This is a genomic window from Pseudoxanthomonas mexicana (genome assembly GCF_014397415.1).
Lineage (GTDB): Bacteria > Pseudomonadota > Gammaproteobacteria > Xanthomonadales > Xanthomonadaceae > Pseudoxanthomonas_A > Pseudoxanthomonas_A mexicana.
This window is the reverse complement of sequence record NZ_CP060731.1, coordinates 937,668-955,756: the sequence shown is the minus strand read 5'-3', so window position 1 is coordinate 955,756 and position 18,089 is coordinate 937,668. Positions and strand designations below refer to the sequence as shown.

The window sequence follows — 18,089 nt, the reverse complement described above, 5'->3', positions numbered from 1 at the left end:
GATCAGGGTGCCGCGAGCGGCGAGGGCGATGTATGGCCCCTGCCGATCTGCGCGGTCAGTGCATCGTTCTTGAAGAAGGTATACGACAGGGTGATCGTCTTCACCTCCGCCGGCAGGTCCGGATCCACGATGAAGCGGACCGGCATGTCGCGGCTTTCGCCGGCCTGCAGGGTCTGGGCGGTGAAGCAGAAGCACTCGGTCTTGGTGAAATAGCCCGACGCGCGCGCCGGCGCCACCGACGGCACCGCGCTGCCCACGATCGGGCGTTCGCTGTCGTTGCGGGCGAAATACTTGGCCTCGTACAGCTCGCCGGGCACCACCTGCATGGTCAGCTGCTCGGGATGGAAGGCCCACGGCAGCTTGGAGTTCACGCCGCCGTCGAACTGCACGGTGACGGTGCGCTTCGCCTTGGCGGCCGCGACGGCCGCGGCCTGGCCGGGACCCTGCTCCAGGCGGATGCCGAACACCTTCTCGCAGGCGATGCGGTACAGCGGCACCAGCGAGAACGTCAGCACGAACACGGCCACGGCCACGCCCACCAGCTTGAACAGCCCGGCCGAGTTGGACGGGGACGCGCTCATGCGCCCAGCACCGCGCGGCCGATGAAGGCCACGAAGATGGCGAAGGCAATGCCGCCGATCACCCACGCGGTCCGCAGCACCGCCTTGCGGCGGCGCGCGACTTCCTCGGGGGTCAGGACGGGGGCGTTCATGGCGCGAGGGTCGACCGTATCAGTGCGTCACGTCGCCGTGCGCCAGGTCGCCGTCCTTGATGACCGGCGGCGTGGTGAAGGTGTGGTGCGGCGCCGGCGACGGCACGGTCCACTCCAGGCCCTTGGCGTTTTCCCACGCGCGGGCGTCGGCCTTCTTGCCGCTGCGCAGCGAGGACCACAGGATCGCGGCCATCATGAACGGCGTGACGAACATGCCGAACGCGCCGATCGAGCTGACCAGGTTCCAGTCCGCGAACACCGGGTTGTAGTCCGGGATGCGGCGCGGCATGCCGGCCAGGCCCAGGAAGTGCTGCGGGAAGAACAGCAGGTTGACGAACACGATCGTCCACCAGAAATGGAACTTGCCCCAGAACTCGTTGTACATGCGGCCGGTCCACTTCGGCCACCAGTAGTAGGTGGCGGCGATGATGGAGAACAGCGCGCCGGTCACCAGCACGTAGTGGAAGTGCGCCACCACGAAGTAGGTGTCGTGGTACTGGAAGTCCGCCGGCACGATGGCCAGCATCAGGCCGGAGAAGCCGCCGATGGTGAACAGGATGACGAAGCCCACCGCCCACAGCATCGGGGTTTCGAAGCTCAGCGAGCCGCGCCACATCGTGCTGACCCAGTTGAACACCTTCACGCCGGTCGGGATGGCGATCAGCATGGTGGCGAACATGAAGTAGATCTCGCCGCCCAGCGGCATGCCCACCGTGAACATGTGGTGCGCCCACACGATGAACGACAGGAACGCGATCGAGGCGGTCGCGTACACCATGGCCTGGTAGCCGAACAGCGGCTTGCGGCTGAAGGTCGGGATGATTTCCGACACCACGCCGAACGCCGGCAGGATCATGATGTAGACCTCGGGGTGACCGAAGAACCAGAAGATGTGCTGGTACATCACCGGGTCGCCGCCGCCGGCCGCGTTGAAGAAGCTGGTGCCGAAGAACTTGTCGGTCAGCAGCATGGTCACCGCGCCCGCCAGCACCGGCATCACCGCGATCAGCAGGAACGCGGTGATCAGCCAGGTCCAGCAGAAGATCGGCATCTTCAGCAGGTCGATGCCCGGCGCGCGCATGTTCAGCACCGTGGCGATGATGTTGATCGCGCCCATGATCGAGCTGATGCCCATCATGTGGATGGCGAAGATGGTGAAGGCCACGTTGTAGCCGCCCTGCAGCGACAGCGGCGGGTACAGCGTCCAGCCGCCCGCGGGCGCGCCGCCCGGCAGGAACAGCGACATCAGCAGCAGGCTGAAGGCGAACGGCATGATCCAGAAGGACCAGTTGTTCATGCGCGGCAGCGCCATGTCCGGCGCGCCGACCTGCAGCGGGATCATCCAGTTGGCCAGGCCCACGAAGGCCGGCATCACGCCGCCGAAGATCATGACCAGCGCGTGCACGGTGGTCATCTGGTTGAAGAATTCGGGCGTGACCCACTGCAGGCCCGGGACCATCAGTTCGGCACGGATCACCACCGACATGCCGGCGCCGATGATGAACATGATGAAGCTGAAGATCAGGTAGAGGGTACCGATGTCCTTGTGGTTCGTGGAGAAGAACCACCGCTCGATGAAGCCCTGCTGGTGACCGTGGTGATCGTCGTGATGGTCGACGGCGGAGTTGGCCATGTGCTTGCTCTCTTGCAGCTGATGCGTGCGGTCGATCAGCCCTGCGCCGACGGCGCGGGGGTCTCGGCGATGGGGGCGGCGTCGGTGGCCGGCGCGGCGTCGGCCGGCGCGGCCGGTGCGGGTTCGGCGGCCGGGGCGGGCTTCTTCGAGGCCAACCACTGCTCGAACTCGGCCTTCGGCACGGCCTTCACGACGATCGGCATGAAGCCATGGTCCTTGCCGCACAGCTCGGCGCACTGGCCACGGTAGATGCCCGGCTCCTTGATGTCGGTCCAGGCCTCGTTGACGATGCCCGGGATGGCGTCCTGCTTCCAGCCCAGCGCCGGCACCCACCATGCATGGATCACGTCGTCGGCGGTGATGACGAAGCGGATCTTGGTGTTGGTGGGCAGCACCAGCGGATTGTCGACATCCAGCAGGTAGTGCGGGTTCTTGGCCAGGTCGGGCTGCTCGCCGCTCTGGCGGATGCGGTCGGATTCGCGGTCCAGGCGGCTGGTGAAGGACACGTCCTCACCCAGGTAGTCGTACTTCCACATCCACTGGTAGCCGGTGACCTTCACGGTCATCTCGGCATCGCGGGTGTCGTACATGGCGATCAGCTTGGCGGTGGCCGGCCAGGCCATCACCACCAGGATCAGCACCGGGATGACGGTCCAGATGATCTCGGCGGTGGTGTTGTGGCTGAACTGCGCCGGGACCGCGCCCTTGGACTTGCGGAACTTGAACATCGCATAGCCCATCGCGCCGAACACGATCAGGCCGATCACGATGCAGACGATCAGCGCCACCATGTGCGCGTCGTAGGCGTGCTGGGACGAGGCGGTGACGCCCTTGCCCATGTTCAGCTGCCACGGCTTCGGGTCCGCCGACTGCGCCCATGCCAGCGCCGGCATCGCCAGCAGCATGCACGCCGTCACCAACCGCTTCCACATCCCATTCACTTGCGTCATTGCCTAGACCCCAATGCGTCATCGGTTGCGGCCGCTCGCGGCCGCCAGTAGATCCTGCAGCGTGTCCGCCAACTCCCGGCGTTCGGCCGGACCCAGGAAATCGCCCACCTGGACCTGCCTGCCGCTGGAAGCCAGCGAAACCCGTTCGCCTCCCCGCTCGATGCACAGCCGCACCCAGTAGGGATGCGCCCGGAACACCGCCCCGGACCGGGAGGTGGTCACCTCCACCGCCTCGGGACCGATGCGGATCTCCTCGCCCCGTTCGCCGCCGCGCCACAGCGCGCGCAGCGCCAGGGCGAGGATGGCCGAATGGAGCAATGCAAAAGCCGGCGCGAAGGCGTTGCCTCCCCACCAGCCCAGCATGGCGACGATCCACATCGCGCCCGACAGCACGGCGAACAACAGGATGAACTGGCGGCGCGAAAGCGCCCTCGGTGGCCGCAGCCTGAGCCGCGCACCGTGTCCGTCCCACGTTGACGGCACCACTTCGATCATGTCGTCCGCCACACGATCCGGGCTGCGGAAAACCGCCAAATGGTAGCCCCGGCCACACTTTGCGGCAAGTTGCATTGATCCTGGACAAGGCGCGCCGGCCCGTCGTGCCCGCGCTGGCGTGGCGTTCCGGAGGCATTCCGCGACGGTCATCACCGCACGGACAAGCGCGCCCGGGGCCCCCGGCAGAGGGCGGGCGACGGGCATATCCGGGCCGACCTTGCGGCCCTAAACTAATGGACTGCCTTTGGACTGCCCCGCCGTCATGTCGAGCCCCTCTCCCTCGCCGTCGCCCGCCGCCCCGCCCGCGGACGGCATCATCGCCCCCGAACTCCCCGCACCGCCGTCGCCGCTGCGCGCCGCCATCACGGCCGCCTGGCTGCGCGACGAGACCGAACACGTGCGGGAACTGCTGGAACAGGCCCGCCTGCCCGCCGCCGAGCAGGCCCAGGCCCAGAAACTGGCCGTGGACCTGGTGAAGCGGGTCCGCGCCCGCGCCCAGGACCAGGGCGCCATCGAGGCCTTCATGCGCCAGTACGACCTGGGCAGCGAGGAGGGCGTGCTGCTGATGTGCGTGGCCGAGGCCCTGCTGCGCATCCCCGACCAGGACACGGCCGACAAGCTGATCCGCGACAAGCTGGGCGATGCGGATTGGGAAAAGCACCTGGGCCAGAGCGACTCGGTGCTGGTCAACGCCTCCACCTGGGGCCTGATGCTGACCGGCAAGCTGGTCAACCTGAACGACCTGACCCGCGCCGACGTGCCGGGCGCGTTCAAGCGTCTGGTCGGCCGCGTGGGCGAACCGGTGATCCGGCTGGCCGTGCGCCAGGCCATGCGCATCATGGGGCACCAATTCGTCATGGGCCGGACCATCGACGAGGCGTTGGCGCGCAGCCGCAAGGGCGGGAACGCCGACTACCGTTACTCCTTCGACATGCTGGGCGAGGGCGCGCTGACCACGAAGGACGCCGCCCGGTATCTGGAAGCCTACCGCCAGGCGATCCATGCGATCGGCCGTACCGGGCCGTTCGCGGATGTGTTCGCCGCCCCCAGCATCTCGGTCAAGCTGTCCGCGCTGCACCCGCGCTACGAGCATGCCAAGCGCGCCCGCGTTATGAAGGAACTGGCCCCTGCCATCCTGGAGCTGGCGCAGCTGGCCAAGTCGTACGGGATCGGCTTCACCATCGATGCCGAGGAGGCCGACCGGCTTGAGCTGTCGCTGGACCTGATCGAGGCCACCTTCTCCGACGCGTCGCTCGACGGCTGGGAAGGCTACGGCCTGGCCGTGCAGGCCTACCAGAAGCGCACGCCGTACGTGATCGATTTCCTGGCCGACCTGGCCCGCCGCGTCGGCCGCCGCATGCCGGTGCGCCTGGTGAAGGGCGCGTACTGGGACGCCGAGATCAAGCGCGCGCAGATCGACGGCCACCCGGGCTACCCGGTGTTCACGCGCAAGCCGAACACCGACGTGTCGTACCTGGCCAACGCACGCCGCATGCTCGACCAGGGCGATGCGCTGTACCCGATGTTCGCCACCCACAACGCACAGACGATCGCGGCGATCCGCTCCATCGCGCAGGGCCGGCCATACGAGCACCAGAAGCTGCACGGCATGGGCGACGACCTGTATGCCGAAGTGGTGCCGAAGCATCGACAGGACATCCCGTGCCGTGTCTATGCGCCGGTCGGTTCGCACGAGGACCTGCTGCCGTACCTGGTGCGCCGCCTGCTTGAGAACGGCGCCAACAGCAGCTTCGTCAACCGCATCACCGACGAGAACGTCGCCATCGAAGACCTGGTGCGCGACCCGGTGCAGACGGTGTCGGCATTCGACGCCATCCCGCATCCGCGCATCCCGCTGCCGGTCGACCTTTTCCGGAGCCAGCCGGCTCCCATCCAGAATTCAGACAGGGACAACTCCATGGGCGCCAACCTCGCCAACGACAACGACCTGCGCGCGCTGGCCGAGCGCGTCAACGCCGCCGTCAAGCCATGGCGCGCCGCGCCGCTGGTGCCGGGCGCCGTCGTATCCAGCACGCCGTTGCCGGTGACCAATCCGGCCGACCGCCGTCAGACCGTCGGCGAGTGGCAGCCCGCCGACAGCGGCACCGTCGAGAAGGCGCTGGCGAACGCGGTGACCGCGCAGCCGGCCTGGGACCGCACGCCCGCCGCCAGCCGCGCGGCGATCCTCGAGCATGCCGCCCACCTGCTGGAACAGCGGATGGCCGACTACATCGCGCTGTGCGTGAAGGAAGCCGGCAAAACCATCCCCGACAGCGTGGCCGAAGTGCGCGAAGCGGTGGACTTCCTGCGCTACTACGCCGCGCAGGCGCGCGCGCAGTTCGGTGCACCGGAACAGCTGCCCGGCCCGACCGGCGAGTCCAACCAGCTGCAGCTGCAGGGCCGTGGCGTGTTCGTCTGCATCAGCCCGTGGAACTTCCCGCTGGCGATCTTCCTGGGCCAGGTCAGCGCCGCGCTCGCCGCCGGCAACAGCGTGATCGCCAAGCCGGCCGAGCAGACCAACCTGATTGGCCATGCCGCGGTGAAGCTGCTGCACGAGGCCGGGGTTCCCGAAGTGGTGCTGCAGTTCCTGCCCGGCGACGGCGCCACCGTCGGCGCCGCGCTGACCCAGGATCCGCGCGTGGCCGGCGTGGCGTTCACCGGCTCCACCGACACCGCGCGCGCGATCAACCGTGCGCTCGCCGGCCGCGAGAGCGGCCCGATCGCCACGCTGATCGCCGAAACCGGCGGCCAGAACGCCTTCATCGCCGACTCCTCCGCACTGCCGGAACAGCTGGTCAAGGACGCGATGGGCTCGGCCTTCACCTCCGCGGGCCAGCGCTGCTCGGCGGCGCGCGTGCTGTTCGTGCAGGACGACATCGCCGACAAGGTCATGACGATGCTCGCCGGTGCGATGGACGAACTGAAGATCGGCGATCCGGGCCTGCTGTCGACCGACGTCGGCCCGGTGATCGATGCCGATGCGCTGAAGATCCTCGAAGACCACGCCGCGCGCATGGCCAAGGAAGCGCGCCTGATCAAGCAGGCCAATGCCGGCGAGGACACCGCGCACGGGACGTTCTTCGCGCCACGCGCATGGGAACTGACCTCGCTGGACCAGTTGCACAGGGAGATCTTCGGACCGGCCCTGCACGTGGTGCGCTGGAAGGCCGACCAGCTGGATGCGGTGATCGACCAGATCAACGCCACCGGCTACGGCCTGACCCTGGGCGTGCACTCGCGCATCGACGAAACCATCGACCGCATCGCGGCGCGGGTGAAGGTGGGCAACGTCTACGTCAACCGCAACCAGATCGGCGCCGTGGTCGGCGTGCAGCCGTTCGGCGGCCAGGGCCTGTCCGGCACCGGCCCCAAGGCCGGCGGCCCGCACTACCTGCCGCGCTTCGCCACCGAGAAGACCGTCACCGTCAACACCACGGCCGCTGGCGGCAATGCGTCGCTGCTGACGCTGGGCGACTGAGCCGCACGCGATACGGCCGTCGGCGATCTTCGAGCCCCGCTCCGGCGGGGCTTTTCTTTTGTACCGTCCATGACCAACCGCACTGAATCCATCGGCGCGGAGAGGTGATGCTGCGCATGCGCAGCGCCATCGCTGACCCTTCACGCCGCACAGCGCAGCATCCGCGGCGGCACGCTGCCGGATCACGGCACTTTCCGCGTTGGAGCGACCACAGGGAGATACACGGCCATCAAGGCCCCGGGCATGACCACCGATTTCTACAATCTGCTGCTGACCGACTGTGCGCTGGCGGCCGTGCTGCTGGCGCTGTTCCTGTATGTCGGCCGCGTGTCGCGCGGCGTGCGCGGCATCGCCACGTGGGGCGTCGCGCACTTCCTGTATTCGCTGGGTGCGGCCATGCTGGACGGCACCGCGCAGGAACTGGCGCGCGCGGGCGACGACAGCCTCGCGCACTGGACCGCGGGCCTGGGCGGACTGCTGGCCTGTGCGGGCCTGGTGGGACTGGCCTGGTCGATCATCCAGTTCGTGCAGCAGCGTGCGCTCTCGCGGTGGGAACGCGCGCTGCTGCCGGTGTGCATCACGTTCTCGCTGGTCGGCTGGGTGCTGCGCGGCACGGTGGATGCGCAGGGCGCGGCGATGAGCGCCACCGAAGTGATCGTGCTGGTCGTGATGATCGGCCACCTGCTGGTGCTTCGGCGGGCGCCCGACCATGTCCCTGCGCGCCTGATGATCGGCGGCTGCCTGGTGCTGCTGTGGCTGTACGGCAGCGACCTGCTGGCGGCATTGACCGGAACGTACGGGCCCAATCCGATCTGGGTGAACCTGGATCTCTCGATCTGGTACCTGCTCAACTTCTGCATGCTGATGCTCGCCAGCTTCCGTGCCGCCGAACCCCTGCGGCGCGGCGCGCTCTTCGATCCGCTGACCGGCGCGCTGAACCGCCGCGGCCTGGACAACGAGCTGCAGTCGCAAGGCGCGTGGCGCGCGGCCGAACACGGGCTGGCGGTCATCGCGCTGGACCTGGACCACTTCAAGACGGTCAACGACGACCATGGGCACGAGGCCGGCGATCTGGTGCTGCAGCGGTTCTCGGACGTGGTCCGCGGGTGCATCCGCAGCGACGACCTGTTCGCGCGGCTGGGCGGCGAGGAGTTCATGCTGGTGCTGCGCGACACCCAGGCCGATGCCGCGCAGGCACTGGCCGAGCGCATCCGCCAGCAGGTGATGGCACTGGAATTCGCGCCGATCGGCACCGGCTTCCGCGTCACCGTGAGCCTGGGCATGTCGTTCACCGCCGACCGCCATGCGCCCTACGACACCCTGGTGCGCCTGGCCGACGAAGCCCTGTATGCCGCCAAGCACAAGGGCCGCAACCGGATCGAGGTACGCTGGCACCCCGCCTGACCCCGAGGACCGCCGTGCCGCGTCGCCATCGTCTTGCCCTTGCGTTGCTCCTGTGCGGTGCCGCGCCCCTCGCCCAGGCATCCGCGTACCGTTCGGTGTGCCCCGCCGATCCCGGCCATGCACCGTCGGGCGAACTGACCGCGACACGCATCGCCGCCGCGACCGTCGACGACGACCAGGACCGCCTCTATGAAGGCGCCGTGTGGAAGGACGGCGCGCTGTACCTGTCGGATTTCGTGCACAGCGGACGCTTCCCTTCGCGCATCCGCCGCTTCACGCCGCCTGATCGCTGGGAAACCGCGGTCGAGGACAGCGGTAGCAATGGTCTGGCGCTGGATACCGAGGGCCACCTCATCGCCGCCACCCACGACCGCAAGCAGGTGGCGCGCATCGCTCTGAACGACGGCACGCGGACGGCGCTCGTTTCCACGTACGAGGGTGCGCCGTTCAATTCGCCGAACGACCTGGTGATGGCCGCCGACGGCACGCTGTTCTTCACCGATCCGGACTACCAGCGCAAGGCGGCGCCGGGCGGCCAACCGCTGACCCGCGTGTACCGCCATCGCGACGGCGCGACCACCGTGGTGGACGACACGCTGCGCAATCCCAATGGCATCGCGCTGTCGCCGGAGGGCGACATGCTGTATGTGGCTGGCGGCACCGGCGACGGCGATGTGCTGCGCGCCTATCCGGTGATCGATGGTATCCCGGGTGCCGGTCGCGACTTGGCCCGCATCTCGGGCGGCGACGGCCTGGCGGTGGACTGCCTGGGCAACCTCTACGTGACCGAACACGGCGAACGGCGCGTGCGCGTGTTCTCGCCGGCGGGTGATGTGCTGGCCACCATCGGCGTGGATGCCAACATCACCAATGCCGCCTTCGGTGGCGAAGACCGGCGCACGCTGTTCCTCACCGGCGCGGCGAGCCTGTGGTCGATCGAGCTGGACGTTGCCGGCCTGCCATACTGACGCCATGAAAAGAAAAACCCCGCCGAAGCGGGGTTTTTCGTCGGGCTGATGCGCGAAGCGATCAGAACCGGTACTGCATCGACACGCCGTACAGATCGGCGCCGCCGTCGAACTCGCCGACCAGGCGCGCACGGGTGCTGGTGGTCAGGTCCACTTCCGGCGTATCGACGATGTCGATCTTGACGTAGCTGGCGTTGATCTCGAAGTGCTCCGACAGCGCCCAGGTCAGGCCCAGCGAGTACCACATGCGGTCCTGGTCGGGCAGGCGCGGGGTGCGGTACGGACGGCTCACCGGGGAGTCGTCGCGGGCCACGCCGGCGCGGAAGGTGAACGCGTCGCTGAACTTGTATTCGCCGCCGATCGAGTAGAACCAGTTCTCGGCCCAGTTGTACTCCTCGGCCGAATCCGGCTGGCCGGGGTTGTCGAACTCGATGCGGATTTCCTGCAGCGAGGTCCAGTCCGTGCGGCTGGCTTCGGCCATCACGGTGAAGCGGTCCGTGGCGTAGTAGGTGGCGCTGAAGGTGTCCACGGCCGGCGTGGTGAGCTTGGCCAGCGCGCCGCCATCCAGGAACAGCGGACGGGTCAGCGGATTGGCATCGAACGCGGTGCGGACGGCCGGCGGCACGGTGAAGTCGCCGTCGCCTTCCAGCTCATGATCGATTTCGGAGCGGTGCGAGTAGCCCAGCGACCACTTCTCGCTCGGGCGCCAGTTCACGCCGACGATCCAGCCCCAGCCGTTGTCGGTGCCGTTGACGTACGCCAGGCCATCGTTGCGCTGCGGGCCGTAGGGCGAGCCGGGCGTCAGGCAGGCGGCGGGGTTCTGGCCGCAGATGACGGTGCCGAAGTCGACGGCCTGCGACAGGGTCACGTCCGCGTGCTCGTAGACCAGGCCGGCGCCGATCGAGAAGCTGTCGCTCAGCTCGAGCGATGCGGCCAGGGTCAGGTCGATGATCTTCACGTCCGATTCCAGCGCGTGGTAGCGACCCTTCCAGCCGGCGTCGTACTCGGTCTTCAGGCCGAACGGCGCGCTGATCATCGCGCCCAGCGTCAGGTACTCGAAGTCGCCGCTCAGCGGCAGGATGAAGGACGCGGCCGGCACGGCGGCCACGTCACCGGCGTCGCCGCCGTTGCCGCCGGTCAGCGGCTGCTGGAACGGCGTGCCGGTGGCGGCGGTGCCGTTACCGGAGAAGGTGTAGGACAGGTCGATCGCGGTGACGTCGGCCTGCAGCGTGCGCTCGGTGAAGGTCGACATGACGGCCGGGTTGTTGACCACGACCGAAGCGTCGCCCTTGGCGGAGGCCGCACCGGCCATCGCGCGGCCCTGGGCCTTGACGCTGTTTTCCTTCAGCTGGAAGGCGGCGGCATGCACGTCGCCGTAGGCCAGCACGCCTGCAATGCCGAGGGCCAGCGCGGAAACGCGGGCCAGGTTCTTGGTGAATTCCATCAGTGATCTCTCCGGAGACGTGGGTAAAAGTTCGTCTGCGTCGTCCACGGCCGCGGTGTGTAATCCACCTTTCCGACCTGCCGGAAGCCCCTCCCGACATACGACGCCGTATGCAGTATACCTGCTAACCAAACACTAACAATCGGCTGTAAGTCATTGCCCCTATTCAGTTTCGTTGCGCCGCACCATGGGCAGTGCGGCGGCGACCCGGTACAGTTCGGCGCCATGTTCGTTTCCCTGCCTTCCCGCCGGAAACCCCCCGTCCGCTGGGCCACGCCGGCGCTGCTGGTGCTGCTGTCGGCGACGTTCTGCTGGGCGTTGACCCTGGAGGAAGCGGCCAAGGCCCACCTGCTGACCCAATGGGGCGCGCTGACCGGCGGCATGGTGGCGCCCGAAGTCTGGCTGGCCTCGCTGCAGCGCGGCACCGTGCTGCGGCTGTTCACGGCGCTGTTCCTGCACGCGGACTGGGCGCACCTGCTGGGCAACCTGGTGTTCCTGCTGATCTTCGGCCTGCCCGCGGAGCGGGCCATGGGGCCGTGGCGGTTCCTGCTGCTGTTCCTGGTGGGCGGCGCAGTGGCCAATGTCGCGGCGGTGCTGAGCATCGGCACGCCGGACCGCGTCATCATCGGCGCCAGCGGCGCCATTTCCGCCGTCATCGGCGCCTACCTGGCCCTGTTCCCGACGGCCAAGCTGGGCGTCGTGCTGCCCCTGGGACTGTTCCTGGAGTTCGTGAAGGCTCCGGCTTCGCTGCTGATCGGCATCTGGGCGCTGCTGCAGGTGGTGTTCGCCTATACCGGCCCGGCCTTCGGCGCGGTGGCCTGGTGGGCGCACATCGCCGGCTTCCTGTTCGGCGTGGTGTTCGCGCTGTTCGTGCGCGCCGCTATCGCCCGCCGGATGCGCAAGCGACAGGGATACTGAAGGCAGGAGTGAGGGGAGCGCGACGGCCGCTGCGGTTTCCACTCACTCCTCACTACTCCTCGCTCGCTCCTATAATCCCTGCATGAAGAACACGCTCTACAAGGTCACCTTCCACAACCACACCAAGGTCTACGAGGTGTACGCGCGCAAGGTCGCGGCCAGCGGCCTGTGGGGGTTCACGGAAGTCGCCGAACTGGTGTTCGATGTGCACGAAGGGCTGGTGGTGGACCCCACCGAAGAGCGCCTGCGCGATGAGTTCGGCAACACCAAGGTGCTGCACCTGCCCATGCAGAGCATCATCCGGGTGGAAGAAGTGGAACGGAAAGGCCAGTCCGCGATCCGCGATGCCGCCACCGGCGAGAAGGTGGTGACGCCGTTCCCCATGCCGGCCAAGCCGCGCTGACCCGACGCAGGTACGGGGCGGCCCCGCCGGCCCTATGATGGCGCTCCACGCACGGGGCGCACGATGTCCACCTCACAGCTTTCGGTCTACTTCTTCCTGCAGGCGGGCCTGATCATCCTGGCGTGCCGTCTGGTCGGGAAGCTCGCCCAGCGCATCGGACAGCCGCAGGTCGTGGGCGAGATGATCGCCGGCGTGCTGTTGGGGCCGTCGCTGTTCGGCGCCGTGCTTCCCGACACGCAGGCGGCGCTGTTCCCGAAGGCCACGCTCGACATGCTCTACGTGGGCGGGCAGGTGGGCGTGGGCATGTACATGTTCCTGGTCGGTACGGAATTCCAGGCGGCGCACATCCGCTCGCGCTATCGCAGTGCGATGGCGGTGTCGTGGGCCGGCATCGCGGTGCCCTTCGTGCTCGCCTTCGCCTTGGCGCCGTGGCTGCAGCACGTGCCGGGCCTGTTCGCAGACAACGCGCGCTTCCTCGAAGTCGCGCTCTTCCTCGGCGCGGCGATCGCGATCACCGCGTTCCCGATGCTGGCGCGGATCATCCAGGAACGCGGCCTGGCCGGAACGCCACTGGGCACGCTGGCGCTCACCGCCGGCGCGATGGACGACGCGGCCGCCTGGTGCATCCTGGCGATCGTGCTGGCCAGCTTCGGCGGCAGTTGGGAACAGGCATGGCTGGCGATCGGCGGCGGCATCGCCTACCTCGCCTTCATGCTGCTGGCCGGGCGCCGGCTGCTCGCGCCGCTGGGCGCGCAGGTGCCCGCCGAAGGACCGTTGCCGACGCCGGTGTTCGCGTGGGTGATGGCGACGTTCTTCCTGTGCGCGTGGGCGATGGACGCCATCGGCATCCACGCGGTGTTCGGCGGCTTCATCCTCGGTGTCTGCCTGCCGCGTGGCGCGCTGACCGAACGCCTGCGCGAGCGCCTGCAGGGCGTGGTCGTGGTGGTCCTGCTGCCGCTGTTCTTCACCTACTCCGGCTTGAAGACCCAGCTCTCCGTGCTGCTCGATCCCGCCATCCTGATGCCGGCGATCGTCATCCTGCTGGCCTCGTTCGGCGGAAAGGCGATCGCGTGCTGGGCGGCGGCACGGCTGTCCGGCGAATCGCCGCGCGACGCGAAAGCCATCGGCGCGCTGATGAACGCGCGCGGCCTGATGGAGCTGATCATCATCAACATCGGCCTGCAGGCGGGTCTCATCAAGCCCGGCCTCTTCACCATCCTGGTGATCATGGCGATCCTGACCACGCTGATGGCCACGCCGCTGTTCAACCGGATCATGCGCGACTGTCCCGCGACCGCCTTGCCGGCGACGGACGGCCCGCCGGCATGAGCCGCGGGAATCAGCGCGGGACGGCGGTCGGTCTGGCGCGCGCGGTGACGGCGAGTTTCTTCAGCTCCGCCAATGCGGCATTCACCGGCGCTTCGCCGTCCAGCACATCGCCGGGCGTGTAGCCCGCCAGGCCTTCTTCATCGCCGCGCAGGTGACCCGGCAGGGTGGCCTCGGTGACATAGAGCTGGCCGTCCTGGCCGACGATGGCATCGGGCGTTCCGTCTTCCGGTTTGACCACCACGTCGGGGACGATGCCGCTGGCCTGGATCGACTTGCCGCTGGGCGTGTAATAGCGGGCCGTCGTCAGCTTGACCGAATCGCCGTTGTCCAAGGGCAGCACCGTCTGCACGGAGCCCTTGCCGAAGGTGCGGCTGCCGACCACGCGCGCCCGGCCGTTGTCGCGCAGCGCGCCGGCCAGCACTTCCGAGGCGCTGGCCGAGCCAGCGTCGACCAGCACCACCACCGGCGCGCCGTTCAGGCGGTCGCCCGGTGTGGCATCGAACTTGGAATCGCTGATCGGCAGGCGCCCGCGCGTGCTGACGATGGTGCCCTTGTCCAGCAGGTCGTCGGCCACCTGCACGGCGGCCAGCAGCAGCCCACCCGGGTTGCTGCGCAGGTCCAGCACCAGCCCGCGCAGGGCACCGCCTTCCTGCAGGCGCTCAAGCTGCTTCTGGAAATCGGCGGCGGTGTCGGTCTGGAACGCGCTGATGCGCACGTAGCCGTAGCCCGGCTCCAGCAGGCGGCCGCGCACGCTGGTCACGCGGATGGTGTCGCGCACCAGGGTGACGTCGAACGGCTTGGGCGTGCCCTCGCGCACGATGGTCAGCACGATCTTGCTGCCGGGTGCGCCACGCAGCGGCTCCATGCCGTCTTCGGCACTGATGGGCTTGCCGTCGATGGCGGTGATGAGGTCGCCGGACCGGATGCCGGCGCGGGCGGCGGGCGTGTCGTCGATGGGCGCGACCACGCGCAGGCTGCGGTCCGGCTCCTGCTGCAGTTCCACGCCGATGCCTTCGTAGGCACCGTTGGCCTGCTCGTCGAACGCCTCCGAATCCGCCTTGTCGAAGTAGGTGCTGTGCGGATCCAGGTCCAGCAGCAGCCCGCGGATCGCGGACTGCATCAGCTGCTTGTCCTCCACCGGCTCCACGTACGCTTCCTTCACCGCATTGAATACGGCGACGTAGCGGCGGATCTCTTCCAGCGGCACCTTCGACGGCGCATTCTCGGCGGCATCGGGGTCGTCGCTGGGCGCCACCACCGGCGGCGATTCCTGCGGCGCCTGCTGCGCCCGCGCGGGCATGGCCGCGAGCAGCGCGACAGTCAGGAGGGCCAGGGGAAGACGCTGCAGCATGCGGAACTCCGGGTGGGGCCTGGATGGACTCCGCGCACGGTGCGGGAGTTCCCCCGGATTATGCGTGAAGCCGTGCGACGCGGATGTTCAAGCCCGGTTATGCGCCGCCGCACCGTTCATCGCCGCTGCAGCCACGAGGACGGGTCCACGGGTTGGCCATTGCGCCGCAGTTCGAAGTACAGCGCCGCCTGGCCCTGTCCGCCCGAGGTGCCCACGCGGGCCACTGCATCGCCACGCTTGACCCGGTCGCCGCTGTCCTTGAGCAGGCTGTCGTTGTGAGCGTACAGGCTCATGTAGCCGTTGCCGTGGTCGAGGATGAGGATCAGGCCGTAGCCGGTCATCCATTCGGAGAAGACGACGGTGCCGTCCGCCACCGCCGTCACCGGCGTGCCCGCCGCTGCGCCGATCAACACGCCGGTGCTGGTGCGGCCATCGGGCATGCGGCCGCCGTAACGGGCCAGCAGGCTGCCCGAGACCGGCCAGCCCAGGCCGCCCACCTTCAAGGGCGGCGCCGATGCAACGACGGGTCGCGCAGGCGCGCTGTCGCGCGTGGACCGACCGGTACCCGCGGCGTTCTCGCGCTTCTTCGCCGCGGCGGCTTCGGCCGCAGCGCGGCGCGCGGCGGCCCGGCGTTCGGCTTCGGCACGCGCGGCGGCGGCGCGCAGGTTGGCGAGCAGGCGTTCCAGCGAACGGGCGTCCTGGCCCAGGGCCTTTTCCTTGGCCGCGCGGTCCTGGTAGCGCTCATCCAGGTCGGCGACCAGGCTCGCGCGCGTCTTGCGGTCCTTTTCCAGCTGCATGACCGCGTCGCGCTGCTGCGCGCGCGCGGCCTCGAGTTGGGCGCGCCGGGCGACGATCTCCTGTTCCACTTGCTCGAGCGCCGCCAGATCGGTGGACAGCGCGTCGATACGGCGCGCCTGGTCGCGTTGCACGTAGCGATGGTAGGCCAGCAGGCGGTTCGCATCGGCCACGCGGTCCTGCGACAGCAGTACCTTCAGCGGTGCGTCGCCGCCCTGCTGGTAGGCCGCACGCACCAGCGCGCCCAGTTGCGCGCGCTGCCGCTGACGCTGCGCCTGCAGCGTGTCGCGCCGCTGCTGCAACTCGGCCAGCGCCGCGGCTTCGCGGCGCATGGCGGCCTCCGTCTCGGCCAGCGACCGCGACGTGCGGCCGACCTTCTCGTCGGCCTCGCGCAGCTGGCGGGATGCCGCGCCGCGTTCGCCTTCCAGCTTGCGGCGTTCCTGCGCGATCGATTTCAGTTCGCTGCGCACGCGCTGCAGCTTCTGCTCGGCCTCGCGCGAGGTCTGCGCCGGCGCGGCGGCGACGAACGACACGCCGGCCAGCAGGACCGCGACGCAGGTGGCGCGCAGGCGATGCGGCATCAGGCGACGATCAGGCTGCGGCCGGTCATGTCGGCCGGTTGCGGCAGGCCGAGCAGGTCGAGCAGGGTCGGCGCGACATCGCGCAGCGCGCCACCGCTGCGCAGCGTCGCTGCGCGCTCGCCGACGTAAACCAGCGGCACCGGACCCACGGTATGGGCGGTGTGCGGCTGTCCGGTCTCCGGGTCGCGCATCATTTCCAGGTTGCCGTGGTCGGCGGTGATGATCATCGCGCCACCGGCGGCGCGCACCGCGGCGTCGACTTCGCCGATCGCCTTGTCCACCGCCTGCGCTGCCAGGATCGCGGCCTGCAGGTCGCCGCTGTGGCCGACCATGTCGGGATTGGCGATGTTGCAGACGATCGCATCGAAGCGGCCCGAATGGATCGCGGCCACCAGCTTCTCGGTCAGTTCGGGGCAGCTCATTTCCGGCTGCAGGTCGTAGGTGGCAACCTTCGGGCTGGGAATCAGGATGCGCTCCTCGCCGGCGAACACATCCTCGCGCCCGCCGCTGAAGAAGAACGTCACGTGCGCGTACTTCTCCGTCTCGGCGATGCGCAGCTGGGTCAGGCCGGCCTCGGCCAGCAATTCGCCGAAGGTATGCCGCAGGTCGTCCGGCGCGAACGCCACCGGCGCCGGCAACTTCGCGTCGTATTCGGTCAGGCAGACGAAACGCGCCAGCGCCGGCACGCGCGCGTCGAATCCGTCGAACGCCGGCGACACGAACGCCGCCGTCAGCTGGCGCGCGCGGTCGGCGCGGAAATTCATGAACACCACCGCATCGCCATCGGCCATGGGCTGCGCGCCGTCGATGACGGTCGGCAGCACGAATTCGTCGTTCTCGCCGCGGGCGTACGCCGCTTCCAGCGCGGCGACGCCGCTGGGTGCGTGGTGGTCGCTGCTGGCTTCGACCATCGCATCCCACGCCAGGCGCACGCGGTCCCAGCGCTTGTCGCGGTCCATCGCGTAGTAGCGGCCACTGACCGAGGCGATGTGCGCGTTGCCGAGCTTCGCGCACAGCGCCTGCAGCGCACGCAGGCTGGGTTCGGCCGACTTCGGCGGCGTGTCGCGGCCATCGAGGAAGGCGTGTACCGCCACGCGCGGCACGCCCTGGCGCTTGGCCAGCTCCAGCATCGCGAAGATGTGCTGCTCATGGCTGTGCACGCCGCCCGGCGAGAGCAGGCCGAACACGTGCAGGGTCTTGCCGTCGGCCTTGGCAGCGTCGCACGCGGCCACCAGTTCGGCGTTGGCGAAGAAGCTGCCATCCTCGATGGCGGCGTCGATGCGGGTCAGGTCCTGGTAGACGATGCGGCCTGCGCCCAGGTTCATGTGGCCCACTTCGGAATTGCCCATCTGTCCGTCCGGCAGGCCGACATGGCGGCCCTCGGTGTGGATCAGCGTGTGCGGCGCGGTGGCCAGCAGGCGCCGCCAGTTCGGGAGCTCCGCCTGCGCGAGCGCGTTGTCGGTGGGATCCTCACGGTGGCCCCAGCCATCCAGGATCAGCAGCACGACAGGCTTGGGACGTTTCACGGACGCGGGGGATGCGGACACGGCGGATTCCGGTGACTTCAGGCAGGTGCCGATTGTAGCGAAGCGTGCTCCCATGCAGGCCGATGCGGCGTGTTTAAACCC

13 protein-coding genes and 2 pseudogenes are annotated in these 18,089 nt (G+C 68.8%); 6 read left to right on the top strand and 9 right to left on the bottom strand.

Annotated elements, in window-relative coordinates:
• Positions 1-2 precede the first annotated feature (2 nt).
• The 5 genes from IAE60_RS04320 to IAE60_RS04305 are packed head-to-tail and all read right to left on the bottom strand — an operon-like array spanning position 3 to position 3,790.
• On the bottom strand, positions 3-581 hold the full coding sequence (locus IAE60_RS04320) for a cytochrome c oxidase assembly protein (protein ID WP_187574001.1): 579 nt from the start codon (positions 579-581) through the stop codon (positions 3-5).
• Complete coding sequence (locus IAE60_RS18900; RefSeq protein ID WP_260618863.1) at positions 578-712, bottom strand: hypothetical protein; 135 nt, start codon at positions 710-712, stop codon at positions 578-580. Before IAE60_RS18900 ends, IAE60_RS04320 begins: the two co-directional genes overlap by 4 nt.
• 19 nt (positions 713-731) lie before the next feature.
• Entirely contained in the window at positions 732-2,345 is a 1,614-nt protein-coding gene (ctaD, locus tag IAE60_RS04315) for a cytochrome c oxidase subunit I (RefSeq protein ID WP_162108601.1), read from the bottom strand.
• 35 nt (positions 2,346-2,380) lie between these two features.
• A complete protein-coding gene (gene coxB / locus IAE60_RS04310) occupies positions 2,381-3,295 on the bottom strand; it encodes a cytochrome c oxidase subunit II (RefSeq protein WP_187574000.1) in 915 nt (304 codons plus the stop codon).
• A gap of 18 nt (positions 3,296-3,313) precedes the next feature.
• On the bottom strand, positions 3,314-3,790 hold the full coding sequence (locus tag IAE60_RS04305; protein ID WP_187574659.1) for a DUF2244 domain-containing protein: 477 nt from the start codon (positions 3,788-3,790) through the stop codon (positions 3,314-3,316).
• A 262-nt stretch (positions 3,791-4,052) separates the two neighbouring features.
• Between IAE60_RS04305 and putA the strand changes: the two genes are divergently transcribed.
• The 3 genes from putA to IAE60_RS04290 all read left to right on the top strand — a co-directional run bounded on the left by putA (position 4,053) and on the right by IAE60_RS04290 (position 9,640).
• Positions 4,053-7,268, top strand: coding sequence for a bifunctional proline dehydrogenase/L-glutamate gamma-semialdehyde dehydrogenase PutA (putA, locus tag IAE60_RS04300; RefSeq protein WP_187573999.1), 3,216 nt, complete (start codon positions 4,053-4,055; stop codon positions 7,266-7,268).
• 243 nt (positions 7,269-7,511) lie between these two features.
• On the top strand, positions 7,512-8,672 hold the full coding sequence (locus IAE60_RS04295) for a GGDEF domain-containing protein (protein ID WP_187573998.1): 1,161 nt from the start codon (positions 7,512-7,514) through the stop codon (positions 8,670-8,672).
• A 14-nt stretch (positions 8,673-8,686) separates the two neighbouring features.
• Positions 8,687-9,640, top strand: coding sequence for an SMP-30/gluconolactonase/LRE family protein (locus tag IAE60_RS04290; protein ID WP_244966651.1), 954 nt, complete (start codon positions 8,687-8,689; stop codon positions 9,638-9,640).
• A 61-nt stretch (positions 9,641-9,701) separates the two neighbouring features.
• Here the strand turns inward: IAE60_RS04290 and IAE60_RS04285 are convergent, their stop codons facing one another.
• A complete protein-coding gene (locus tag IAE60_RS04285; RefSeq protein WP_185894798.1) occupies positions 9,702-11,084 on the bottom strand; it encodes an OmpP1/FadL family transporter in 1,383 nt (460 codons plus the stop codon).
• Positions 11,085-11,438: 354 nt separating this feature from the next.
• Between IAE60_RS04285 and IAE60_RS04280 the strand changes: the two are divergent.
• The 3 genes and pseudogenes from IAE60_RS04280 to IAE60_RS04270 all read left to right on the top strand — a co-directional run.
• Positions 11,439-12,002: pseudogene (locus IAE60_RS04280) on the top strand (rhomboid family intramembrane serine protease); the annotation flags it as partial.
• A gap of 82 nt (positions 12,003-12,084) precedes the next feature.
• On the top strand, positions 12,085-12,405 hold the full coding sequence (locus tag IAE60_RS04275; protein ID WP_162108593.1) for a DUF1820 family protein: 321 nt from the start codon (positions 12,085-12,087) through the stop codon (positions 12,403-12,405).
• 63 nt (positions 12,406-12,468) lie between these two features.
• Complete coding sequence (locus IAE60_RS04270; protein WP_187573997.1) at positions 12,469-13,734, top strand: cation:proton antiporter; 1,266 nt, start codon at positions 12,469-12,471, stop codon at positions 13,732-13,734.
• A 31-nt stretch (positions 13,735-13,765) separates the two neighbouring features.
• On the opposite strand, the pseudogene IAE60_RS04265 reads toward IAE60_RS04270, so the two are convergent.
• The 3 genes and pseudogenes from IAE60_RS04265 to gpmI all read right to left on the bottom strand — a co-directional run.
• A pseudogene (locus IAE60_RS04265) lies at positions 13,766-15,085 on the bottom strand (S41 family peptidase); the annotation flags it as partial.
• Between the two features lie 116 nt (positions 15,086-15,201).
• Positions 15,202-16,461: a murein hydrolase activator EnvC family protein gene (locus IAE60_RS04260; protein ID WP_187573996.1), complete on the bottom strand. Its 1,260-nt coding sequence runs from the start codon at positions 16,459-16,461 to the stop codon at positions 15,202-15,204.
• Positions 16,461-17,987 (bottom strand): 2,3-bisphosphoglycerate-independent phosphoglycerate mutase, encoded by a 1,527-nt coding sequence (gpmI, locus tag IAE60_RS04255; RefSeq protein ID WP_244966650.1) that lies wholly within the window; start codon positions 17,985-17,987, stop codon positions 16,461-16,463. The genes IAE60_RS04260 and gpmI overlap by 1 nt, the downstream gene beginning before the upstream one ends.
• Positions 17,988-18,089: the final 102 nt, after the last annotated feature.